Annotated in this window: 11 protein-coding genes; 2 read left to right on the top strand and 9 right to left on the bottom strand. The window is 70.2% G+C overall.

Annotated features, from left to right (window positions below):
- Window positions 1–56: 56 nt before the first annotated feature.
- The 8 genes from GVY39_RS16765 to GVY39_RS16730 form a co-directional block, all read right to left on the bottom strand.
- Entirely contained in the window at window positions 57–1,049 is a 993-nt protein-coding gene (locus GVY39_RS16765; protein WP_159925311.1) for an ATP-binding cassette domain-containing protein, read from the bottom strand.
- Entirely contained in the window at window positions 1,046–14,695 is a 13,650-nt protein-coding gene (locus GVY39_RS16760) for a non-ribosomal peptide synthetase (RefSeq protein ID WP_159925313.1), read from the bottom strand. Before GVY39_RS16760 ends, GVY39_RS16765 begins: the two co-directional genes overlap by 4 nt.
- A gap of 381 nt (window positions 14,696–15,076) precedes the next feature.
- Window positions 15,077–16,759: an apolipoprotein N-acyltransferase gene (lnt, locus tag GVY39_RS16755; protein ID WP_370523800.1), complete on the bottom strand. Its 1,683-nt coding sequence runs from the start codon at window positions 16,757–16,759 to the stop codon at window positions 15,077–15,079.
- A 1,140-nt stretch (window positions 16,760–17,899) separates the two neighbouring features.
- Window positions 17,900–19,498, bottom strand: coding sequence for an amidohydrolase (locus GVY39_RS16750; protein ID WP_159925315.1), 1,599 nt, complete (start codon window positions 19,496–19,498; stop codon window positions 17,900–17,902).
- 40 nt (window positions 19,499–19,538) lie between these two features.
- The gene (locus GVY39_RS16745) at window positions 19,539–19,793 is read right to left on the bottom strand and encodes a ribbon-helix-helix protein, CopG family (protein ID WP_159925317.1); all 255 of its coding nucleotides are present in this window, start codon (window positions 19,791–19,793) and stop codon (window positions 19,539–19,541) included.
- 55 nt (window positions 19,794–19,848) lie between these two features.
- Window positions 19,849–20,331, bottom strand: coding sequence for an FxsA family protein (locus GVY39_RS16740; RefSeq protein ID WP_159925319.1), 483 nt, complete (start codon window positions 20,329–20,331; stop codon window positions 19,849–19,851).
- 92 nt (window positions 20,332–20,423) lie between these two features.
- The gene (locus tag GVY39_RS16735; protein WP_159925321.1) at window positions 20,424–21,083 is read right to left on the bottom strand and encodes a response regulator transcription factor; all 660 of its coding nucleotides are present in this window, start codon (window positions 21,081–21,083) and stop codon (window positions 20,424–20,426) included.
- A gap of 143 nt (window positions 21,084–21,226) precedes the next feature.
- Window positions 21,227–22,399, bottom strand: coding sequence for a sensor histidine kinase (locus GVY39_RS16730; RefSeq protein WP_159925323.1), 1,173 nt, complete (start codon window positions 22,397–22,399; stop codon window positions 21,227–21,229).
- Window positions 22,400–22,500: 101 nt separating this feature from the next.
- On the opposite strand from GVY39_RS16730, the gene GVY39_RS16725 reads away from it, so the two are divergent.
- Complete coding sequence (locus GVY39_RS16725) at window positions 22,501–23,268, top strand: TSUP family transporter (RefSeq protein WP_159925325.1); 768 nt, start codon at window positions 22,501–22,503, stop codon at window positions 23,266–23,268.
- Here GVY39_RS16725 and GVY39_RS16720 read toward each other — a convergent pair whose 3' ends face one another.
- Window positions 23,269–23,916, bottom strand: coding sequence for a TetR/AcrR family transcriptional regulator (locus tag GVY39_RS16720; protein WP_223514058.1), 648 nt, complete (start codon window positions 23,914–23,916; stop codon window positions 23,269–23,271).
- 170 nt (window positions 23,917–24,086) lie between these two features.
- Here GVY39_RS16720 and GVY39_RS16715 point away from each other — a divergent pair, with 170 nt between their 5' ends.
- Complete coding sequence (locus tag GVY39_RS16715) at window positions 24,087–25,616, top strand: TldD/PmbA family protein (protein WP_370523797.1); 1,530 nt, start codon at window positions 24,087–24,089, stop codon at window positions 25,614–25,616.
- The last annotated feature ends 10 nt before the right edge of the window (window positions 25,617–25,626 follow it).

Here is a 25,626-nt window from a genome sequence, read left to right as displayed (position 1 = left end):
GTCTTTTCTCGGCTCCGGCTCCGCCGTCGGGGTTTGTTCCCCGACCATTGCCGTGCTCACGACATGATCTCCTCTGGTAGGTCGTGGTTTTCCGGTGCCATGGCCGGCGCGCTGCCCGGCTTGCCGGTGAGGGAAAGGAATACGTCGTCGAGGCTGGGCCGGTGCACGTTCGCGTCGACGACGCAGACGCCCGCGTCGTCCAGCCTGCGCAGCGCCTCCACCATGGTGCGCGAGCCGTCGCCGACCACCACCGACACCTCCTCGGTGCCTGCCTCGTGCGCGGGCTCGCCGACGCCGATCTGCGCCAACACCGCCAGCGCGGGCGCGGCGGCCTGCCCGGCGGCCAGGGTGACGGTGAGCCGGTCACCACCGATCGAGGTCTTCAACTCGTCGGCCGAGCCGCGCGCGATCACGCGCCCGTGGTCGATGACGGTGATCCGATCGGCCAGCAGGTCCGCCTCTTCCAGATACTGCGTGGTGAGCAGCACCGTGGTGCCGTCATCGACGAGGTCGCCGATCACCTTCCACATGTCCAGCCTGCCGCGCGGGTCCAACCCGGTGGTCGGCTCGTCCAGTACTACCACGGACGGCCGGGCGACCAGCGCACCCGCGAGGTCGAGCCGCCGGGCCATGCCGCCGGAGTAGGTTCCGGCCCTGCGGTGCGCGGCATAGTCCAGCCCGAGGGCATCGAGCAGTTCGGTGGCCCGGGCGCTCGCCTGTTTCGGGGACATCCCGTACAGGCGAGCCACCATACGCAGGTTCTCGTAGCCGGACAGGTTGGTGTCCACGGCGGCGTACTGACCGGACAGCCCGATCCGTTTGCGCGCCGCCGCCGGGTCACGCAGCACATCGATGCCCGCTACCCGCACCGACCCGGCGGATGGCTTCAGCAGCGTGGTGACGATCCGCACGGTCGTCGTCTTGCCCGCGCCGTTCGGGCCGAGCAAGCCCATCACGGTGCCGGTGGGAATACGTAGGTCGACCTCGTCCAGCACGCGGACCCGGCCATAGTTCTTCACCAGGCCGGTTACCTCCACCGCCAGACTCACCGGTGCGTCTCCTTCGTCTCCAGCCACCTCGACAGCACCGGCCCGATCTCGGCCAGCGCCTCGGGTGTGGTCATCGCGGAATGCCCGCAGCGCAGCTCGTAGTCATGGACCGCGCCGGTGATGTACGGCTGCCATGCCTCGGCGCGCCGATCCGGATCGGCCCGGTTGACCGGGTCGTCGCCTGCGGTGAAGAACAACAGGTCACCGTCGAACGCACGGGGCCGGAAGCTGTGCGCGAGCACGGTGCCGTTCTCGTAGCCGGCGTAGAGCCGCTCCAGATGTTCGACGGTCAGCGCCGCGAACGGCCCGGAACGCGCGCGCAGCAGTTCGGCCGCGTCGCGCAGGCTCATGCCCGGATCGATCTCCCCGTCGAGTTCGTCGCTGCCGAACTCCCCGACGATCTCGGCCACGCTCGGGGTCGCCTCCTCGAGCAATGCGTCCGACAGCCGGTAGCTGTCCATCATCGACAGCAGCGCGACCTCCTCGCCGGCTTCCTGCAGCTGCACCGCCATCTCCTGCGCGATCAGTCCGCCGAGTGACCAGCCGAGCAAGTGGTAGGGCCCCTGCGGCTGGATTTCCTTGATCCGGGCCACGTAGTGGCTCGCGGCCTCGGCGATCGACTCGTGCCCGGCCTCTCCCGCGACATGCGGAGCCTGCAAGCCGTACACCGGGCGGTCCGACGGCAGGTGCGCGAGCAACCCCGAATAGCACCATGCCAATCCGATCGCCGGGTGCACGCAGAACAGCGGCGCCGGGCTTGCCGCGGTACTCGGCCGGATCGGCAGCACCGGCGCCAGCATCGCCGCCACCGCGGCGCCCGAGGTCGCGCCTTCACCGTCCAGCCGCGCCGCGATGGCCGCGGGCGTCGCGTCGCCGAACATCAGCTGCACCGGCAGGTCGATGCCGGTTTCCCGGACGTGCGCAACCACTTTCGTGGCCAGCAGGGAGTTGCCGCCGAGTTCGAAGAACCCGTCGTCCACGCCCACCGACTCGACACCGAGTACCTCGGCGAAGGCCGCGCACAGCGCCTGCTCCGTCGGGGTGGACGGGGCGCGGTAGCCCTCACCCGTGGTGAACACCGGTTCCGGCAGCTTGGCGCGGTCCAGTTTGCCCACCGGGCTCAGCGGCACCTCGTCGAGCAGCATGATCGATTGCGGAACCATGTAGTTCGGCACCAGCCGGGCCAGGTGCCCGGTCAACTCGGCCGCGGTGAGTGTCACGCCGTCGCGGGCCTTGACGTACGACACCAGCGCCGTCGCGCCCGCCGGGGTGCGATGCCCGATGGTGGTGGAGAAGGCCACCGCGCCATGGCGGGCGAGCGCGGCGTCGATCTCACCGAGTTCGATACGGAAACCGCGGATCTTGACCTGATGGTCGGTGCGGCCGACGTACTCGATCTCGTGCGCGGCGTCCGCCGACCCGTTCTCGCGCGTCCCTGCCCACCAGCGCACCAGATCGCCGGTGCGGTACATCCGCTCCCCCGGCTTGCCGAACGGGTTGGCGACGAACCGCTGGGCGGTCAGACCAGGACGATTCAGGTAGCCACGGGCGAGAGCGTCACCGGCCAGGTGCAACTCCCCGGTCACTCCGATCGGAGCCGGATGCAGTCGCGCGTCCAGGATCGCCGCGTTGACGCCACGGATGGGGCCGCCGATGGTGATCGGCCCAGCCGGCGTCATCGGCTGTGAGATGACCGTGACGATGGTCGTCTCGGTGGGACCGTAGACGTTGTACAGGCTGCGGCCGGGCGCCCACCTGGTCACCAGATCCGGCGGCAGCGCCTCACCGCCGACCAGCACGTGCTGCAACTCGTCGAGTCCGGTGGGGTCGACCGTGCCGAGGGCGGAGGTGGTGATGAACGCGTGGGTGATCCGCTCCTCGGCGAAGACCCGTCGCAGGTCATCGCCGCCGACCACGCCGGTGGGCGTGATCACCAGAGTGGCAGCGCCGCCGAGGGACAGCAGCAGATCGAGCATCGCGGCGTCGAAGCTCGGCGTGGCGAAGTGCAGTACGCGGCACCCCGGCTGGACGTCGAACCGGGACGCCGTCTCGGCGGCGAAGTTCGACAACCCGCCGTGGGTGACCATCACGCCCTTCGGCGTGCCGGTGGAGCCGGAGGTGTAGATCACGTACGCCGGGTTGTCGATCCGCAGCGGGGCGAGGCGCTCGGTCTCGGCGATCGGCTCGTCCGGCGCGTCCAGCACCAGCCCGCGGAAGTCCGGATCGTCGAGCACGATCCACTCCGTGCCCTCGGGCATCTCGTTGCGGTAGCCCGACAGCGTGATGCCCAGCGCCGCACCGGAATCCGACAGCATGTGCGCGATGCGCTGCTGCGGGTACAACGGGTCGACCGGCACGAACGCCGCTCCGGCCTTGGCCACAGCGAGCACCGTCGCCACCGACTCGACCGATCGCGGGATGCCGAGCGCCACCAGAGTTTCCGGACCGACCCCACGGGCGATGAGCACCCGCGCCAGCCGGTTCGTCCAGCGATCCAGGGCGCCGTAGGTCACCTCGGTACCGTCGGAGACCAGGGCGACCGCGGCGCGGTCGACGCTCGCCGCCTGCTCGAACACCTCGGGGAAGGTGATCGGCCGGTCCGGTTTGCCACCGCGTACCGGCGCCAGGCCCGACCACTCGGCGGGGTCGAGCAGTTCCAGATCGCCCACCGCGGTCGTCGGGCTCGCGGCGATCGCGGCGAGCAACCGGGTCAGCCGCTTGCCGAGCCGCTGCGCGGTCGACTCGTCGAACAGATCCTTCGCATAGTTCACCGCCACGGTGATGCCGGCCGGATCGCGCTGCGCGGTCTGCGTTTCGGTCAACGTGAACTGGAGATCGAACTTGGCGACTCCCGTGTCGATGTCAGCCGCCTCGATGCGCAGTCCGGGCAGGTCCAGCCCGCCGACCGGCTCGTTGCGCACCGACAGCATCACCTGGAACATCGGATGGTGCGCCTGAGATCTGGCCGGGTTGAGCACCTCCACGAGACGCTCGAACGGCAGGTCCGCGTGGGCGAAGGCGTCCAGATCGGTTTCGCGCACCGCGTGCAGCAGGTCGGTGAACCGTGCGCCGGGGTCGAGGCGGGTGCGCAGCACCAGCGTGTTGACGAACATGCCGACCAGCCGGTCCAGGGCGGGGTGACCGCGGCCCGCGATCGGGGTGCCGACGATGATGTCGTCGGTAGCCGTCATGCGGTGCAGCAGCACCGCGAGCGCGGCGTGCAGGACCATGAACAAGCTGACGTTGTTGCCGCCCGCGATCGCCTGCAGTTCGCGGTGGGTGACCGGGTCCACCGCGCACTCCACCGTGCCGCCCCGGTAGGACGGAGCAGGCGGACGCGGCCGGTCGGCTGGTACGGTCAGCAACTCGGGGATGCCGTCGAGAGTGTGCCGCCAGTAGTCCAGCTGCTTGCTCACCGCCGAGTCCGGGTCGTCCTCGCTGCCGAGCACGTCCTGCTGCCACAGCGTGTAATCGGCGTACTGGACCTCCGGCTCCGCCCAGTCCGGCGCGTTACCGCCGCAGGCCGCGCGGTAAGCGACGGCGACATCGGCGGCCATCGGCTCGAGCGACCAGCCATCCATCGCGATGTGGTGCACGACCACGACCAGAACATGCTCGGCGGGCTCCGCGGGCTCGTCGCCGGTCGACACCGAGATCAGTGCCGCCCGGATCGGAACGGCCGCGGCCAGATCGAACCCCGGTGCGGCGAAACGCCGTACGATGCCCTCCACTTGCTCCGGCCGCACCGTCGCCCGCGCCAGCGAGATCGCCGCTTCGGCCGGATCGAGGACGACCTGGGCGGGTGCGCCGTCGCTCTCCGGGAACACCGTGCGCAGGGTCTCGTGCCTGGCCTGCACCGCGTGCAGTGCGCGAATGAGAGCGTCTACGTTCAAGCTGCCGGTCATGCGCAGCACGAGCGGGACGTTGTAGGCGCCGGCCGACTGTCCCGGGGCCGAGCCGCCACCGGCGTTGAAACGGTTGAGGAACCACAGTCGCCGTTGCGCGGCCGACAGCGGGATGCGCTCCGGGCGTTGCCTGCGCACCAGCGCGGGGCGGTCGGCGTCGGACTCGGCGCCCGCGTCCAGCAACTCGGCGAGCCCGGCGACCGTCGGCGTGGCGAACACCATGCGCACGGCCAGTCGCACGTTCGTCGCCGCGGCCAGCCGGGCGACGAGCTGCGTGGCCAGCAACGAGTTGCCGCCGATGTCGAAGAAGCTGTCGTCGGCGCGCACGTCCGCGGCGCCGACGAGCTCACCCATCACCGCGGCGACCAAACCCTCCGTTTCGGTCCGGGGCTCGCGACCGGTGGGGTGCGCGAGGAATCGGGGCTCGGGCAATGCGCTGACATCCAGCTTCCCGACCGGCGTCAGCGGGATCGTGTCCAGCACGGTGATGCCCGCGGGCACCATGTGTGCGGGCAGCCGTCGCGCGACGGAGGCGCGCACCGCCTCGGGGTCCACCCCGGCCGTGCGGTCGGCCGGCTGGACGTAGGCGATGATCCGGTCGGCGCCCGCGATGCGGCGCACCTCGGTGTGCGCGAACCGCACGGACGGGTGTTCGCCGAGCACGGCGGTGACCTCGCCGAGTTCGACGCGGAAACCGCGCAGTTTCACTTGGTGGTCGCTGCGGCCGAGGTAGGCCAGCTCGCCGGAAGCACTCCAGCACACCACGTCCCCGGTCCGGTACATCCTGGCTCCCGCCGGGCCGTACGGATCGGCCACGAAACGTGCGGCGGTGAGACCGAACCGGTCGAAGTAACCGCGCGCGACACCGTGCCCCGCGAGGTACAACTCGCCGGGAACGCCGACCGGCACCGGGCGCAGCCGCTCGTCGAGTACCAATCCTCGAGCGCCACGCACCAGGCTGCCGATGCTGATCGGTTCGCCGACCCGCAGGGGACCGGACATGGTGATGACGACCGTGGTCTCGGTGGGTCCGTACACATCGCACATCACGCGGCCCGGCGCCCAGCGCGCCACCAGGTCCGGCGCCACCGCCTCACCGCCGACCAGGAGCGCACGCATGTGCGGCAGCGGCCACTGTTCGCGATTGATGGTGGCCAGCGCGGCCGGCGTCATGAAGCCGTGGGAGACCTCCTCGCGGTCCATCAGCGCGGCCAGTTCGTCGCCGCCGTAGATGTCGGTCGGGCAGATCACCATCGCCGCGCCCGCGCCCAACGCGATCAGCAGATCCAGGATCGCCGCGTCGAAACTCGGCGAGGCGAAGTGCAATGTGCGGGAATGCTCGTCGACGCCGATGCGGTCGCGGATCTCGTCGGCCAGGTTGGACAGGCCGCTGTGGGTCACCGCGACGCCCTTGGGCTTTCCGGTGGATCCCGAGGTGTAGATCAGGTAGGCCAGATCGGCGACCTGGATGGTGCGCGAGCGTTCGCTGTCGTGAATCGGCGCGTCGTCGTGGCCGTCGAGTTCGGCGGCGAACTCGGGACGGTCCAGCAGCAGCCACTCGGTGTGTCCTCCAGCGGGGGCGCCCGCGCGCAGCTGCTCCACATGCGCCGCTACCGTGACGCCGATCGCGCAGCCGGAGTCGGTGAGCATGTGCTGGATCCGGTCGGGTGGGTACTTCGGGTCGACCGGGACGAACGCCGCGCCGGACTTCGCCGCCGCCAGCATCGTCACCACCGAGTCGATCGAGCGGACGAGCCCCAGCGCGACACGCGTCCCGGGGCCGAGTCCGCGCGCGATCAGCGCACGCGCCAGGCGGTTCGAGCGCCGGTCGAGCTCGGAGTAGGTGAGCGATGCCGTGCCGGCGCGCAGCGCCGTGTTATGCGGATACCGCTGCGCGGTAGCCGTGAAGTACGCGGCCAGCGTGCACGGCGGTGCCGCCTGCCCGCCCCGCGCCGGGGCGAGGGTGCGGTGCTCGTGGTCGGTGCGCGCGTCGACGTCGCGGACCAGTACGCGCGGGTCACCGGTGACGGCCGTGAGCACGCGTAAGAACCGGTCCGCCAGCGTCTCGATCGTCATCGCGTCGAAAAGCTCGGTGGCGTAGACGAATTCGAAAACGCTCTCCGGATCGCCCGAGACGGATCCCGGGCCACCCGCGTCGTTGGAGACGCGCAGCTCCAAGTCGAATTTCGCCAGCGCGATGTCCAACGGCTCCGCGCGCAGCGCGAGGCCGGGCAGTTGCAGTGCCGGCACCGGGCCGTCCTGCACGCTCAGCGCCACCTGGAACAGCGGGTGACGACCCGAGGAGCGGGCCTCCGCGCCGAGTTCCTCCACGATGCGCTCGAACGGAATGTCGGCGTGCGCCATCGCGGCCAGCTCGGTGTCCCGGTCGGCGCGCAGCAGATCGGCGAAGCTGCGGTCCGGGTCCACGTCCGAACGCAGCACCAGCGTGTTCACGAACATGCCCACCAGGTCGTCGAGCTTGGTGTCGGTACGGCCCGCCACCGGTGTGCCGATCACGATGTCGCGACCGCCGGTGACGCAGCGCAGCAGCACCGCGAACGCCGAACGCAGCACCATGAACGTGCTGACGCCCTGTTCGCCTGCCAGCGCGGCGAGCCCGCGCCGCAGCTGCTCCGGCACCGCGAAGCGCACCGTCCCGGCCTGCTGCGTCGGCTCCGAGGGACGCGGCCGGTCATAGGGCAGCGGCAGCTGGTAGGGGATGCCGGCCAGCGCGGTACGCCAGTACTCCAGCTGGGTCGCCGCGACACTGCCGGGGTCGTCTTCGGAGCCCAGGCAGGCACGCTGCCAGAGCCCGAAGTCGGCGTACTGCACCGGCAGCGGCGTCCACGACGGGGCATCTCCCTCGTGCCGCGCCGCGTACGCGACAGCGAGGTCCCTGGTCAGCGGACCGAGCGACCAGCCGTCGGCGGCGATGTGGTGCACCACCACGCCGAGCAGGTAACGCTCGGGCGCGGTGCGCAGCAGCGCCAGACGCACGGGCGTCTGCTTGGTGAGATCGAATCCGTTGTGCGCCAACGACTCCAGCGCGTCCTTCGCGCCGGAGTCGTCGATGTCGGTGACCGTCAGATCCGGCACGGCCCGCTCGACCGGAAGCACGACCTGCTGTGCGCCCTCGGCGTCCTCCGGGAAGACGGTGCGCAGCACCTCGTGTCGCCGCAGCACGTCGGTGAGCGCCTCCCGCAGCGCGGGCACGTCCAGATCTCCGGCGACGCGGATCACGAAAGCGATGTTGTAGGCACTCGATTCGGGCGCGAAGCGGTTGAGGAACCACAGACGCTGCTGCGGCAGCGACAATGGGATACGTCCCGGACGCGGCGTCCGCACCGCCAGCGCCGGCCGCTGCGTCCGGGGCGCTCGGTCCACATGCGCGGCGATCCCGGCGACCGTGGGCGCCTCGAAGATCGACCGTACCGGCAGCTCCACACCGAACTCCGCGTGTAGCGCGGCGGCGAGCCGGGTAGCCAGTAGCGAGTTGCCGCCGAGGTCGAAGAAACTGTCCTCGGCTCCGGTGACCGGGCGCCCGAGCACCCCGCCGAACACGCCGGCCACGGCCAGCTCCAGTGCCGTGCTCGGCGCGCGAGACGTCCCGGCGGCCGCGAACACCGGTTCCGGCAACGCCTTTCGGTCCAACTTGCCCGCGGGAGTGACCGGGATCTCGTCGAGTACGGCCACCGAGGCCGGGACCATGTAGCCTGGCAGCCGCCTGCGCGCGGTTTCCAGCACCGCCTGCGCCTCCACCGGACGGTCGGCCGTGACATACGACGCGAGCCGCACCTGGCCGTGCTCGTCGGTGTGCACCACGGTGAGCGCGAACCGGACACTGGGATGCAGGCGCAGCACGTTGTCGATCTCGCGCAGTTCGATGCGGAAACCGCGGATCTTGATCTGGTCGTCCGCGCGTCCGAGGAACCGCAGCTGCCCCGACCGCTCCATGACGACCAGGTCGCCGGTGCGATACATCCGCTCCCCGCGCCTGCCGTGCGGGTTGGCCACGAACCGTTGCGCGGTCAGGCCGCAACGCCCGTGGTAGCCGCGCGCGACACCGGGACCCGACACGTACAGCTCGCCCGGCGTGCCGGGCGGGACCGGGTGCAACCGGTTGTCCAGCACGAACAGTCGCATGCCGCGCACGGGCGTCCCCAGCGGCACCGGACGGCCCGGCTCCATCGGCCCGCTCGCGGTCGCCGCGACGGTGGCCTCCGAGGGACCGTACATGTTGTGCATGCGATGTCCGGCGGTCCAGGTCTCGACGAGTTCCTCCGAGCAGGCGTCGCCGCCGACGATGACCGTCGCCAGCTCGTCGAGCCCCTCGTTCGGCACGGTGGCCAGCGCGGCGGGTGTGACGAAGGCGTGGGTGACCCGCTCCTCGCGCAACAGTGTGGCCAGCTCGGCGCCGCCGTACATGCCCGAGGGGGCGATCACCATCGTCGCGCCCGCGGCGAAACCGAGCAGCATCTCCAGCACCGACGCGTCGAAGCTGGGCGAGGAGAAGTGCAGCGTGCGCGCCGCGTCCGTGATGCCGAACAGGTGGTTCTGCTCACCGGCGAGGGAGGCGATGCCCGCGTGGGTGACGACCACCGCTTTCGGCGTGCCGGTGGAGCCGGAGGTGTAGATGAGATAGGCCGGGTGGCTCACCCGCAGCGGATGGTGCCGTTCCTCGTCGGTGATCGGATCCGCCGAGTGACCTCGGAGTTCGGCCGTCAGTTCCGCGGAGCCGAGAACCAGCCAGTCGACGTAGGCCTTGCGGTGCTTGCCCCGCGCCGTGGGCCAAGCGGGCATGGCCGCGAGGCATTCGGGATCGGTCAGGCCCACCATCGCGCCCGAGTCACCGATCATGTGCGCGATTCGCTCGCCCGGGTAGTTCGGATCGATCGGCACATACGCCGCACCGGTTTTGGCGACCGCCCACACTGCGGTGATCGCGTCGAGACCGCGCGGCAGCGCGATCGCGACGACCGTCTCTGGACCGGCGCCGTGGTCGATGAGGGCGCGCGCCAGCGTGTTCGAGCGCTCGTCGAGTTGGCGGTAGGTGGTGTCGGCGCCGAGGTAACGCACCGCCACCGCGCCCGGCACGCGGCGTGCGGTGTCGGTCAGCAACGTGGCCAGGGTGATCGGCGGCTCGGCGGGTGCGCCCCCGATGGGCACCAGGTTCTCGGTTTCCCTGCGGTCCAGGATCGGCAGGTCGCCCACCGGCAGTTCGGGGGCGGCCACGCCGCCGGCGAGCACCGCGATGAAACGGCGGGCGAACGACTGCACCGTGGAACGGTCGAAAACATCGGTCGTATAGCCGAATTCGGCCGACAGCGGTCCGTCGCCGGAGTCGTCGTGCACGACCAGCTGCAGGTCGAACTTGGCGACGTCGGAGGCGATCGGCAGCACTTCGGCACGCACACCGGGCAGATCGATCCGCAGGTCCGGCGCGTGGTCGTAGGACAGCATCACCTGGAACAGCGGGTGGCGCGAGGGGGAACGCTCCGGGTTGGCCACCTCGACCAGCCGCTCGAACGGCACGTCGGCGTTGGCGAAGGCGTTGAGGTCGGTCTCGCGCACCACGTCGAGCATCCGGTCGAACCCGGATCCCTGGTCGACCGCGGTGCGCAGGACCAGCGTGTTGACGAACATGCCGACCAAGTCGTCGAGCGCCGGATCGGAACGGCCCGCGATCGGGGTGCCGATGGCGATGTCATCGCTCGCGCACAACCGCGACAGCAGCGTCGCCAGCGCCGCGTGCAGCACCATGAACATGCTCACGCCCCGGCTGGCCGCGAGCTCGATCGCGCCGCGGCGGATCTCCGCCGGAATGGTGAACTCGACGCGGCCGCCGACGGTCGATCGGCGCAGTGGACGCGGGCGGTCCAGGGGGAGGTCGAGTTGCTCGGGGAGCCCGGCCAGCGCCGAACGCCAGTGCGTCAGCTGGCGGCTGAGCGCACTGGCCGGATCGGATTCCTCGCCGAGCAATTCGCGCTGCCACAGCGCGAAGTCGGCATACTGCACCGGCAACTGCGTCCACTGCGGCGCGACACCGTTCGCACGCGCCGCCACCGCGGTCATCAAATCCTTGGCCAGCGGCGCGATGGACCAGCCGTCACCGCAGATGTGATGCAGGACGATGAGGAAGACGTGCCGCTGCGCTCCGGTGCGGTAGAGGGCAACCCGGATCGGGGCCTGGGCGCGTAGATCGAAGCCGTAGCCGGCGTACTCGGTCGCCAGCCCGGCCACGTCGTCGTCGGTGACATCGATCGGGTCGAGCGTCAGCGGGATCGCCTCTGCCGGGTGGATCAGCTGGTAGGGCCCGTCCGGCGATTCGGGGAAGGTGGTGCGCAGGCTCTCGTGCCGCTCGATCACATCGACCAGACCCGCCCGCAGCGCGGCCACGTCAAGGGGTCCCTCCACCGCGACGGCCAGCGGCATGTTGTACGCGGCGGCATGCTCGGAGAACCGGTTCAGGATCCACAGCCGCTGCTGCGCCTGCGACAGCGGAATCCGCTCCGGCCGCTCGGCCGGCGCCAGCCGCGGTGAGGACGCGTCGGTGGTCTGCATGGCGAACCGCTGGGTGAGCGCGTCGATCGTGGCGGCCTCGAACAGATCCCGGATGCTCAGCGCGGTGCCGAGCGCGGCGTTGATCCTGGCCACCGCCCGAGCGGCGATGAGCGAGTTGCCGCCCATATCGAAGAAGTTGTCCTGGATGCCGATCTCGGTGTCGAGGACCTCGGCGAAGATGCCCGCGAGCACTCGCTCGACCTCGGTGCGCGGTTCGGCGATCGGCCGGATCGAACGCGGCCCGAACACGGGAGCGGGCAGCGCTTTGCGATCGATCTTGCCGTTGGCGCTCAACGGTAGCTCGTCGAGTTCCATCAGCGCGGAGGGCACCATGTACCCGGGCAGCGTATGGCGCAGGGTGGTGAGCAGCGCTGAGGTGTCCAGCCGGGCGTCGTCGTGCTCCTGCTTGGCGACGACGTAGGCGACCAGCTCGTCACCGGCGCGTCCGGTGTGCGCCACGCACACCGCGCGAGCGACCTTCGGGTCTTCGAGCAGGGCGGCCTCGATCTCACCGAGTTCGATGCGCAGGCCGCGGATCTTGACTTGGAAATCGCTGCGGCCCAGATATTCCAGCACACCCGGCTCCGCGCCGGAGCGGCCGATCTGCCAGCGGGCCAGGTCGCCGGTGCGGTACATCCGCGCGCCCGGGGTGAAGGGGTTGGCCACGAACCGGTCGGCGGTGAGCCGCGGCTGTCCGAGGTAGCCGCGAGCCAGTTGGATCCCGGCGAGATACAGTTCGCCGACCACGCCGGGCGGAACGGGCCGCAGCCGGTCGTCCAGCACATACGTCTGGGTGTTCCACACCGGCGAACCGATCGGCACGGCGCTCGCGTCGGGCGGGCACGGCCAGTAGGTGACGTCCACGGCGGCCTCGGTCGGGCCGTACAGGTTGTGCAGTTCGGACGCGGGTAACGCCGCGTAGAACTCGCGCACCGTGGCGGCGGGCAGCGCCTCGCCACTGCAGAACACCCGGTGCAGACTGGTGCAACCGCGCAGATCGGCCTCCGTAACGAAGACCGACAGCATGGACGGCACGAAATGCGCTGTGGTGACGCGCTTGCGGGCGATGACCCGCGCGAGGTACTCCGGGTCGCGGTGCCCGTCCGGCGCGGCGACGACCAGCCGTGCGCCGATCTGTAAGGGCCAGAAGAACTCCCAGACCGAGACGTCGAAGGTCGCCGGGGTCTTCTGCAGCACCGCGTCGGCGCGGCTGAGCGGATACTCGTGCTGCATCCAGCGCAGGCGGTTGACGATGGCGGCATGAGTCACACCGACGCCCTTGGGTTTTCCGGTCGATCCGGAGGTGAAGATCACGTAGGCCAGGTGGCCGGGGCGTAACTCGCCTCTGCGATCGGCGTCGGTGATCGGCGCGTCGTCGAAGGCGGACGCCTGCGCGGAGTCGATGTCCAGCCGGGTGGCGATCGCGGGCAGTTCGATCTCGTCGCGGGCCACCGTGAGCACACACAGCGGCTCGGCCTGACGGACGATCTGCCCGATCCGCTCGGCCGGATGCTCGGTGTCCAGCGGTAGGTACGCCGCCCCGGACTTGATGATCGCGTACATGCCGACCACCAGGTCGAGGCTGCGGCGTAGGCACAGACCGACCGTCGTGTCGGGTCCGGCGCCCCGCGCGATGAGCAGCCGAGCCAGGCGGTTGGCGCGGGCGTCGAGTTCGGCGTAGGTCAGCGCCTCGTCGCCGAATTCGAGCGCGATCGCCTCCGGGTCGGTCGCGACGCGCTCGGCGAAGAGGCTCGCCAGTGTGCCTTCTTGCCGGGTCGCCTCGGTGGCGTTCCAGCCGTGCAGGACCTGTTCCCGCTCGGCCAGGGTGATCGCGCCGAGCGACTCGGTGGGCTGCGTCGCTTCAGCTGCCAGGAACCGGCCGAGGAAGTCCAGATAGCGTGCGTGATGCACGTTCACCTCGGCCTCGCCGTAGAGGCGGGGGTTGGCTTCGAAGTCGACGTGCAAGCGCCCGCCCGCGCCGTTGTAGACGTTGACCGAGAGGTCTTCCACCGGGCCGGTGGCCAGCACGTGCATGGAGCCGACCAGGCTGCCGAAACGCAGCTCCTCGTGGAACAGCATCAGGTTGACCATCGGACCGAAGAACCCGCGGGCGTCGCGGGAGTAACCGCTGTCGCGCCGGATGTCGTCGTGCCGGTAGCGCTGATGACGCAGGGCGCCGGTGATCTGCAGCTCGACGACTTTCACCAGGTCGCCGATCGTGGTGGACTCGTCGAACCGCAGCCGGATCGGCACGACGTTGGACACCACGCCCGCCGAGCGGCGCAGCGACACCGTGGTGCGCGCCGAGACCGGCAGGCTCAAGACCACGTCCGGGTTGCCTGTCACCGACCGCACGTAGACGGCCAGCGCCGCGACGAACACCGCCGAATCGGTCGTGTTCCACGCGCTGGTCGCCGCCTCGATCGCGGCATGGTGTTCGTCGGTCAGCACGGCGGCGGCCAGCCTGCGTCCGGCGTCGTGCGTGGCGGCGCCGAGCCTGGTCCCGCCCAGGCTCACCGGCTCGCCCACCCCCGACAGCTGCCCTGCCCAGTACTCGCGATCGCTCTGGAAGCGGCTGGAGTCGTGGTAGCGCGCCTCGTCGGCGTAGATCTCGGCCAGCGGAGTCGCCCGCGAGGCGACCGGCTCGGTTCGGTTCTCCAGTGCGGTGTAGATCTCCGCGGTACGGGTCAGTGCGTTCATCGCGCCGTAACCATCGATGACGATGTGGTGGGCGAACGAATACCAGATGTAGTCGGTCTCCCCGATCCGCAGGACCGCGTTGGAGGTCAGTGGGTCGCGTTCCAGATCGATCGGCGAACTCGTGTGCTCGTGCATCCAGCGCAGCGCCGCGGCGTACGGATCGGCTTCACCACGCAGGTCGATGCGGACCCAGCCCGGCCGGTGCACCGGATCCACGATCTGATACGGAGTGCCATCGATCTCCACCAAGCGCAGCTGACCCACCTGGGTCTCGGCGCCGAAACGCTCGATCGCGTACAGCAGCCGTCCCTCGTCCAGGTCGCCGTGTATCTCGACGTACTGGGAGATCGTCAACGGTACGTCGGGCCGGATGCGCTGCGCGTACCAGAGAGCCGTCTGTGCGGGTGACAGTGCAAACGGTTGTGCCGAAAATTCGCCGGATGAACATTGGTCGACGCGATCCGTGGCCAATGAACTCATCAATCACTCCGTTCTGCCGCTGTTGACGCAACTCCCCGAGCACCACTACAGCAAGCGCACGCGCGCCTGCCGTAGGACGTGATCCACGCCCTATGATTCGGAGCATCGCCTAAGCCGGATTGCCGACGTTTTGGATTTGTTTCACATCCAACGTCCTTGGCAGAAGGCCACTTTGGTTGGTTACATTTCCGCAAACATTGTGACTCAACTAGGTCGAACCGAAGCAAAACGGGCTCTGACCAGACTGTTCGATGGTACTTCGCCAGGCGTCCCGCTTGTCAGGCGAACGTTGCGCAACTTAATTCCGCACCTTTACTTTCGGGGCGGTGGAGGAAAGAACATACCGAAAGTTCGGTTAACGCTGGTTCGGCAGGGAACCCGCTATCGGCCGGCGACGGCTCGACCGCCGGTCCGGGCGCCCTCCCGCGCGGATGATCGCCGCCGAATAACGGCGGCCGGTACGGCAACAGCCGTCAGGATAACGAACAACCGCTCCGGCGCAGGTCCTATTCGCGTTGCGATAGTGGTGCCATCGCGCAACGGAAGCTCGGCGACCAGGGCTGCGGGCACGAACAACGCGGTTTCCTGCCGCACAGCGCCATCGGCGGCGATAATGGCGCTGACACCCGACGTGGCGGCGACGACCAGCGCTCGACCGTGCTCTACGGCACGGATGCGGGACATGGCCAGCTGCTGATAGGTCATCTCGCTGTCGCCGAAGGTGGCGTTGTTCGTTGGCACGGTGAGCAGCTGCGCGCCCGCGCGCATCGCGTCTTCGAACGACCGGTCGAAGGCCACTTCATAGCACGTTGCGACGCCTATGTCGATACCTGCCGCGTGCACAACTCCGTCACCATTTCCCGGCACGAAATATCCCGCCCGATCGGCGTATTCGGAGAAAAGCCGGAAAAATCCGCGCATCGGCAGGTACTCGCCGAAGGGCTGGATGATCTTTTTGTCGTGCCGTTCGCCCGGCCCCCCCGCGCCGTTCCACACCATCACCGAGTTGGTCGTCGTCCGATCCGGGTTGATCAGCACGGCACCGACCAGGATGGGCGCGCCGATCCGCTCGGAGGCCGCGGTGATCAGGGCGGCGGCGTCGGCGTTGCGCAACGGGTCGATGTCCGAGGAGTTCTCCGGCCAGATCACCACATCGGGCCGAGGGGAGCGGCCCGCCGCTACCTCGGCGGCCAGTTCTTCGGTGCGCCGTACATGGTTGTCCAGCACAGCCCGCCGTTGCTCGTTGAAGTCCAGTCCGAGCCGCGGCACGCTGCCCTGGATCGCCGCGACCGTGACCGTTCGATCGCCCTCGTCCGGATCGGGCAGGGCAGAGGTGAGCAGGAGACCGGTGAGCGGCATGACGAGCAGGGTGAAAGCCGCAGCGGCGTACCCGAGTCGAGTCGCCGGGGCAGGTCCACTCGGAGTGTGCCGCCCGGGCCGCTCGATCCCGTCTCCGGCGGATCCGCTCCCCTTACCGGCGGTATTTCGCCACAGCAGCGAGACCAGCGCCGCCGTACCGGTTCCGGTGAGCGCCACCGCGAATCCGACCAGCGGGGCGCCGCCGACCGCTGCCAGCGACAGGAACCAGCCTTCGGCTTGGCCGAAGGCCAAACGGCCCCAGGGGAATCCGCCGAACGGGAAGCTGGATCTACCCCACTCGGCGGTGGTCCAGGCCAGCGCCACCCACAGCGGCCAGCCGGGCAGCGCGCCGATCAACCGGGCGAGCAGGCCGAACACGCCCACGTACAGCGCGCACACGGTGGACAGTGCCAGCCACGGCAACGGCCCGACGTAGATACCGGTCCACGGCAGCAGCGGGACGAAAAACGCCAGACCGCCCAGGAATCCGTACCCGAAGCCCGCCCGCAGACGTCCGTCGCCGCGTACGGTGAGGGTGAGCACCGCGATGCCCAGCGGTGCGAGAAACCACCACGGCTGGGGCGGGAAGCTGCCGAACAACAGCAGCCCGGCGAAGATCGCCGCCGCCGAGCGCGCCGCCACCGGATGCCGGGATACCGCCGCCCAGGCCGGTCGCATCGCTCCGAGCACTCGCTCTCGCACCATCACTCGGCCACTGTCCGGCATGGCGCCTGCGACCGCCGGTCGGCCGATGGGCACCGGACAGCCGATGGGCGCAATCCACCAACGGTTCGCCACCCGGCGGAACCCGGCCACGGGCTCACTATGACGCTTCTCACACCGGGCGTCGAAAACGCCATGCCTCGCGTGCGCAGAGCAGTCCCAGCGCACCGCACAACCCTGGTGGGCGCGACCGCGTCGGTGAGGTTACGGCCCAGACGACCACGAACCACCATGTACGAATCGGCAGGTGCGCACTCTGCGATCGCGGATGGCCGCGGAAGCGTCGACCACCGGGTGGGCGATGTCGGCTCCGGGCTCGGACTCCACCGGACGGACCGGCGTCTCTCAGGCGAGACAAGTGGCGTGTGCCTAGGCGGCACCGAGTGCCATCTCAGGCCTGGACGCCGTCGGCCGGAGCGGCCGCTGGGGGTTGCCATCGGAGCGTCGGCTCGCCGAGCGGCGCAGAGTGTGGTCGAAGCGGCCCGGTGGCGATCCGCTTCACCCGGCGCAGTCTGTGGCTGCCGGTTCAGTACGCGGCAGCACCCCGCGGCGGACACGACACGAGTCACACGTCGACGGCCGACTGTGTGGGAGCCGACCTGGGTGCACCCGTCGATAGACGACCGCGACCGGACCGTGAAGCCCTCTACGGCGGGGGTTCGGGTCAACTCCGTCCTGCGCCCCACCGGACGCCACTGCGCGCGGGCAGGCCACCGGACGGTGCGGTACCGGCCTTGCGAGGCTTGCGCCCACAACGGCGTGGCCGGACTTCCGACAGCGGCTTCCCACAGCGAGCCGGTCGAGTAGACGGAAGCGGACACTTCCGTCGCTCGCCCGCCCACGTCATACCGCTCTGCACTCTCGCTCCACGCCCAGCGCGGTGACTCGGCGGTCCAGGATCGCGCCTCGACGATGGCGCGGCGGGGCGTCCGCGCCGTGATCGTCGGCGAGTCCATCAGGAGATCCGCGACCCGCGCCCCTCCCGGCGACCCCCCGTCCAGCGGTTCCGCCCCGGGCGTGAACACTCCGAGCGGCCGGCCATCCCTACCGCAACTCCGGTGATCACGCACACGAACGCCGGTCATGGAGCCGTCGGCAACCATCGGCTCCGCGACCGCTCGCTCATTTCGCATAGATCGTCACTCCCCGATGCACGGTGCGCAGGCACGTGGGCAGCGGTGAATCCGATTCCAGCGCGGGCAATCCCGGCACGCGCGAGCGCGGATCGGTGGACCAGCGCTGCACCGAGTCCGCGGCGGCGGCGACGACGAGTTCGTCGGCATCCCAGATCGCGTAGGACGCGGGAGCCCCGGGTACCAGGGTCCCCGCCACCCCGTCGCGCACCCCGCCCGCACGCCAGGCGCCCCGCGTGGCCGCGGCGAAGGCCGCGCGTGGGGACAGGCCGTGGCCGGGTGTGCGATGGTTGGCCGCGGCCCGCACCGCCGCCCACGGATCGAGCGCCGTGACCGGGGCGTCGGAGCCGATCGCCAGGGCGACGCCTGCCGAGGCCATGGCGGCGAACGGATTCAGCGTCGCGGCCCGATCGGCCCCCAGCCGCGCGGCGTACATGCCGTCCGGGCCGCCCCAGGCAGCGTCGAATCCCGGTTGCACGCTGGCGATCACACCCCAGCGCGCCAGCAGCTCGATGTGCTCGGCGTGGATCAGTTCGGCGTGTTCGACGCGGTGTCCGAGCGCCGCGACGGCAGGGCCGCCGAGTTCGGCGACCACCCGTCGGACACCGGCGACGACCGCGTCCATGGCGGCGTCACCGATCACGTGGAATCCCGCCTGGATACCGGCGACGGTGCAGGCGCGAACGTGGTCGGCGATCGCCTCGGCATCGAGATAGCTTCGGCCGCAGCCGGTCTCGTCGGCATAGGGCGCACGCAGCCGAGCGGTGTGCGAACCGAAGGAGCCGTCCACGAACAGGTCACCGCCGAGGGCGTGCACGCCGAGTTCCGCGATCAGGGCGCGGGCCTGCTCCGCGCTGCGCACCGCCTCCCCCCAATAGGCCCGCACCTGCACGCCGTGTTCGAATTCGAGCAGTTCGCGTACGTCGGTGCGCCCCGCGATCTCCGGGCCGGCGCATTCGTGGACCGCGACGACGCCGTGCGCGGCGGCATGGTCCAGCGCCGCGGCGCGCGCTCGATCCCGTTGCGCCCGAGACAGACTCGCGAGCGCGGCGGTGCGCACCAAGTGGTGGGCGGCGGCCCGCACGGGCTGGCCACGAGTGAATCCGTCGGTTGTCGCCAGCTCGGGCAGCGTGTCCAGCAGCGCCGAGGACGCCACCGCTGAGTGCGCGTCCACACGCGAGAGGTAGACCTGCCGCCCGGCGCCCGCCGCCGCGTCGATCTCCGCGACCGTGGGCGGCCGCCCGTCCGGCCAGGCTGTCTCGTCCCACCCGTCGCCCAGGACGGCGCCGTCCGGATGTGCCTCGGCATAGTCTCGCAGCAGCCGCAGGCAGTGCTCTAGCGACCGTGCGGCAGACAGGTCCAGTCCGGTCAGCTTCAAGCCCAGCGCGGTGAGGTGTACGTGCGGGTCGACGAACGCGGGGGCGACGAACGCACCGTCGAGGTCGACGATCTCCGCGTCCGGGTGCAGCACGCGGCCGGGCTGCTCGGCGCCCAGCCAGACGACGGTACCGTCGCTCACCGCCATCGCCGTGGCGTCGGGTGAACTGGCGCTGTAGAAACGACCGCCGATCAGCAACTGGGTACTCACGAGGCACCAGTCTGCCGTATGCCCGATCCGGCGGTTCCGGTCAGCCGTTCAGGACGGGGTGGCGCGCCAGATCCTCCGATTGCGCCAGCACCGCCATCACCTCCGCGTATTCCGGCGGCGCGCCACCGGTCCCCGCGGCCGCCGTGGGCAGGCAGCCCGCCTCCACCGCGATCAGCTCCAGCCGCAGCGCCGCGGCCGTGAATCCGGAAATCGACTGTCCCGCAGCAGCCGCCGCACGTTTCACCGCGGCGGCCAGCTCCTCGCTCACCGTCACGGTGAGTTGCTCGGTGGCCATCGCGCCACGATAGCCCTTCGCGGGACCACACGGAACCGGCTGCGGCGATTCGCCCTCAGGGCGAGGTGATCGCGCGGCGCGCGTTGCCCTGGCCATCGTCGTACCACTGCCCCACGACGACACCGTCGACCACTTCGCCGCCGTCGATGACCACGCCACGGTAGGGCGCGGCCGCGGCGAGCCCACGGAAGCGGCGTGCGGCGAAGGCCGTGACCAGCGGACGCACCAGCAGCCGCGTCGGCGGCAGCAGCAGGAGCAGACCGAACAGAGAGGTGACCAGGCCGGGGACGAACATCAGCACCCCACCGGCGGCGACCAGGGCGCCGTCGGCCACGGCGGTCCCTGGCGCCACTTCCCCGCGGGCGGCCCGGCGGAACTGCTCGAACACCCGCCGCCCCTGCGAGCCGACCAGCAGCATGCCCGCGACCGACCCGGCGATCAGCACCAGGATGGCGGGCAGCACGCCGAGCAGCTGACCGACTGTGACCAGGGCGGCGACTTCGACGACGATGTACAGCACGAACAACAACGCGGGCATGGCGATCCTTTCGGACGATCTACCCGGTTCAACGTCTTACACCCGGATTTTTCTCCCCGATGCGCCTGATAGGTCGCTGAGATCGCCCGGCCTCAGCCGCCGGGCCGCACCAACCCGGTCTCATAAGCCAGCACGACCGCCTGAACCCGGTCCCGCAGACCGAGTTTCGTGAGCACCCGCCCCACATGCGTCTTGACCGTTGCCTCCGACAGGTACAACTGCTCGGCGATCTCGGCGTTGGAGCGTCCGGCCGCGATCTGCTCGAGCACTTCGCGCTCGCGGGCGGTGAGCACGTCGAGCACCCCGGGGTCGCGGGTACGCGCCGGATTCTCCGCGATGAGCCGGTCCAACAGGCGTTTGGTGACCTTCGGCGAGACCACGGCGTCACCGGCGGCGACGCTGCGGATGGCCGAGACGAGGTCCTCCGGCGGGGTGTCCTTCAGCAGGAACCCGCTCGCTCCCGCGCGCAGCGCGCCCAGTGCGTGCTCGTCCAGGTCGAAGGTCGTCATGACGAGCACTCTGCTGCCGTGCCCGGCCTCCACGATGCGGGTGGTAGCGACGACCCCGTCCACCACGGGCATCCGCACGTCCATCAGCACGACGTCGGGTCGCAGTTCCGCCGCTCTGGCGACCGCGGCGGCGCCGTTGGCGGCCTCACCGACCACCTCGATGTCAGGGTGTGCGCCGAGCACCATCTTCAATCCCATTCGCATGAGTTCCTGGTCATCGACGACGAGAACGGTGATCGGCACGTCCCCAATGTAACGTGGCCGCTTCCGCGCACCGGGCGAGCTGGGCGCGACCGGTTTCGTCCGGGTGACGCCCGAATCGCGGGGCCGAGCGAATCCGACTGTGGCGCAGCGTTCTACACCCTCGCGTACGAGCAGGGCCCGGCTCACTCCGGCGGACCGGGCCGCAAGGGGATGCTGGCGCGCACCCGCCAGGTCCCGTCGGCGTCGCGGCCTGCGTCGAGGCTGCCGCCCAGCACGGCGACCCGTTCGCGCATCCCGACCAAGCCGAGGCCGCTGCCCTCGATGCGCGTGCCCGAATCGTGCAGCGGCACACCGCCGGTATCCGTGACATCGATCAGCACGTCGGCCTCCGTGCGACGCACCCGCACCCACGCCTTGGGGTGCGGACCGGCATGCCGCAGGGTGTTGGTCAGCGATTCCTGCACGATGCGATGCACGCCGAGGCTGACCTCGGGCGCGATGTCGTCGAGTTCGCCGGTCAGCTCGAGTTCCACGGCCAAGCCGGTGCCGCGCATCATCTCCACGACCTTGGCGATGCCTGCGGTGCCGTGCTGGGGCAGCTGGTCGGGGGCGTGCTCGGTGCGCAGCAGGGCGACGGTTCTGCGCAGCTCGCGCAGCGCTTCGCGGCCGGTGCTCGCGATGGTGGCGAGCGCCTGTTCGGCCGCGTCGGGGTCGCGGCGCAGCGCGTACTTCGCGCCGTCGGCCTGCACGATGATGACGCTCACCGCGTGGGCCACCACATCGTGCAGTTCGCGCGCGATGCGGGTGCGTTCGGCCGCGACGGCGTCGTGCGCGCGCCGCTCCTTGTCGTAGTCGGCGACCGCGAGTCGCGCCGCCACCTCGGCGTCGTAGGCGTGCCGCGCGCCGATGAATTCCGCGAGCGTCCAGGACAGCGCGTAGAACATGGCGGTGAAGACGATGTCGGGCCCGGAGGGTTTCCCGATCGCCACGATTGCGAGCGCCAGATCCGCCGCCAGGCCGGCCCCGTACCAGAGTCCCTCCCGCCTGCCGACGTAGGCGACCAGCGTGTAGAGCATGATGCCGTGGGACAGCAGCGCTATGTGCTCGGCGTCGTCCTCGGTCAGGAACCCCACCAGCGACGTCGTCAGCGACAGGGCCAACGTGACCGCCGCCATGGCCCGGGGATACACCCGCCGCAGGGTGACCGGCAGCGGAAGCAGCACCCCGATCGCCAGGTAGGCGAGTTTGTTGTGCGCGTTTCCCACCCCGACGATCTCGAGCAGCAGGAGAACCGCCGCCAGCACCGAATCGGCGACGATGGGCTTGCCTCTGAGCCACAGACTGAAACGGCGCACGTGGTCAGCCTAGGTGCGCCCGGAAGCCGGACACACCGCACCGGCGGAGGGCTCCCCGCCGCGGCGTACACCTCCCGACCGGGGTCTGGTTGTCTGACGGGGTGGAGATCGGAGACTGGGCGGTTTTGTTGACGGCGGCGACGGCCGCGGGGTGGGTGGACGCGGTGGTGGGCGGCGGCGGGCTGATCGTCCTGCCGACGCTGTTCGTGGTGGCTCCCGGGATCGCGCCGCAGACCGCGCTGGGGACGAACAAACTCGCCGCGGTCGCCGGGACGAGCGCCTCGGTGCTGACCTTCGCCCGCAAGGTGCCGATGCGCTGGCGGGTGCTGCTGCCCGCCGCGACGATCGCCGCGCTGACGGCGGCGCTGGGCGCGGCCGCGGTGTCGCTGATCGACCGCGAGCTGTTCGTTCCGATCGTGATGGTGGTGCTGGTCGGCGTCGCCGTATTCGTCACGCTGCGCCCCTCGATCGGGGTCACGCTGGCCACCCACCCGCCCACCCGGCGGAAGGTCGTCCTCACGGTGGCGCTGGCGGCGGGATTGATCGGCTTCTACGACGGCCTGCTCGGGCCAGGCACTGGAACGTTCCTGATCATCACCTTCGCGACCCTGCTCGGCACCGAGTTCGTTCGGGCCGCCGCCATGGCCAAAGTGATCAACTGCGGCTCGAACCTCGGCGCACTGCTGTTCTTCGGGGCGACCGGGCACATCCTATGGGCGCTCGGCACGGCGATGGCCGTCGCGAACGTGCTCGGAGCGGTGGTCGGCGCGCGCATGGCGCTGCGGAAGGGCGCCGAGTTCGTGCGCATCGTGCTGTTGGTGGTGGTGATCGGGATGGTGATCCGGTTGGGCTGGCAGCAGTTCGGCTGATCAGCCGACCGGCCCGGCGTGGTGGGTGGCGAGCCAGGGTTGCAGCACCCGCGAGGTCGTCTCGTGAATCTTGCGGTGCAGGCGCTCACCGTCCTCCACCCCGGTCACCGGTTGCTGGAACAACACCGTCAACGCACCCGACACCGCGCCGACGACGGCGCCGACCAACGCGGCCGCACCGACTTCGTCGAGTTCGGCGGGGAACGCCTTGTGCAACTGCCTGGCGATCTCCCGCTGGGTGACCAGCTGGGCGTGCGCGGCGCGGCCGCTGACCGCGGGCACGGTCCGTGACACCTGGGCCCGCAGCGCGCCGATCCGGGCATTGAGGTCGTCGACGAGGTGCTCACCGGGATTGTCACCGGCGGCGCGCAACGCGCGCAGCAGGACCTCCACCGGACGTTCCCCCGGGCGCCTGCTCGCGATGGCCGCCACCGCAGCGCGCACGCGCTCGTCGGATTCCGGGAACAGCAGCTCTTCCTTGCTGGCGAAATAGTTGAAGAACGTGCGCGTGCCGACGTCCGCCGCCGCGGCGATGTCGGCCACCGTCGTCTCCTCGTAGCCTCTGGTCTCGAACAGCTCGGCTGCGGCTTCGAGGATGGCTCGGCGGGTACGTTCGCGTTTGCGGTCACGGAGCGGGGATGGCGGCACGCGGGCACAGTAAGGCATCCGGTGAGCAACACGCCGCAAGCCCGAATGTCGCGCGCGCCGTTCACGCTGCGCTACCGAGCATTCGGCGCGAGCGGGCAGCCGATGCGCTTCCCCACAGCGTGTGATCACCCCATCTCACGCTGTCGGCGGCACCGGCTAGGTTGGTGCGGGTGAGCATCGCGACTTCCAGAGACGTGGACGCCGAGTTCCTCGACCTGCCACTGGCCGCGCTCGCCGATGCCGCCTTGGCCGCGGCCACGGCGTCCGGCGCGGAGCACGCCGACCTGCGGGTGCACCGCCTGGTCACCCAGTCGATCCGGTTGCGCGACGGCCGGGTCGAGGCCGTCACCGACAGCATCGAACTCGGCTTCGCCGTGCGCGTGATCGTGGACGGTACCTGGGGTTTCGCTTCGCACGCCGCGCTGACCCCGGCCACCGCCGCCGAGGTGGCGCGCACCGCCGTCACCGTCGCGACCACGTTGCGGGCGCTCAACCGCGAACGCGTCGAGCTGGCCGAAGAGCCGCGCTACGCCGGCGCGCGCTGGGTCTCGGCCTACGAGCTCGACCCGTTCGCCGTGCCGACCGGCGAGAAGGTGGCACTGCTGCAGGACTATTCGGAGCGCCTGTCGCACGCCGACGGGGTGGATCACGTCACCGCGAGCGTGTTGCAGGTCAAGGAGCAGACCTTCTACGCCGACACCGCGGGTTCCTCGATCACCCAGCAGCGGGTGCGGCTGCACCCGAGCCTCGAGGCGATCACGGTGGACGCCTCGGCGGGTGTGTTCGAGACGATGCGCACGCTGGCCGCTCCGGTGGGCCGCGGGTGGGAGTACGTCACCGGCGCCGACGGAGTGTGGGACTGGGACGGTGAACTCGCGCGGATCCCGGAGTGGCTGGCCGAGAAGGTGAAAGCGCCCAGCGTGCAGGCCGGACCGACCGACCTCGTCATCGACCCGACCAACCTGTGGCTGACCATCCACGAATCCATCGGTCACGCCACCGAATACGACCGGGCCATCGGTTACGAATCCGCCTACGCGGGCACCTCTTTCGCCACGCCGGACAAGCTCGGCACGCTGCGCTACGGCACCCCGATCATGCACGTGACCGGCGACCGCACCGAAGCCCACGGGCTGGCCAGTGTCGGCTACGACGACGAGGGCGTCGCCGGGCAGCGGTGGGATCTGGTCCGCGACGGCCTCCTGGTCGGCTACCAACTGGATCGGGTGTTCGCGCCGCGCTTGGGCCTGGATCGTTCCAACGGCTGCTCGTACGCGGACTCGGCGCATCACGTGCCGATCCAGCGGATGGCCAACGTCTCACTGCAACCCGACCCGGATCGGGACACCAGCACCGAGGAGCTGATCTCGCGGGTGGACGATGGCATCTACATCGTCGGCGACAAGTCGTGGTCGATCGACATGCAGCGCTACAACTTCCAGTTCACCGGCCAGCGGTTCTTCCGCATCCGCGACGGCAAACTGGACGGCCAGTTGCGCGACGTCGCATACCAGGCCACCACCACCGATTTCTGGGGAGCGATGGAGGCGGTCGGCGGACGCTCGACCTGGCAGCTCGGCGGCGCGTTCAACTGCGGAAAAGCCCAGCCCGGCCAGGTCGCCGCGGTCAGCCACGGCTGCCCGTCGATCCTGGTACGCGGCGTCAACGTGCTCAACACCCGGACGGAGGCGGGCCGGTGACCGACGATCT

The organism is Nocardia sp. CY15 (assembly GCF_009829295.1).
Lineage (GTDB): Bacteria > Actinomycetota > Actinomycetes > Mycobacteriales > Mycobacteriaceae > Nocardia > Nocardia sputi.
Note: the sequence above shows the minus strand (reverse complement) of the source record. Positions and strands in the feature narration are given on the sequence as shown.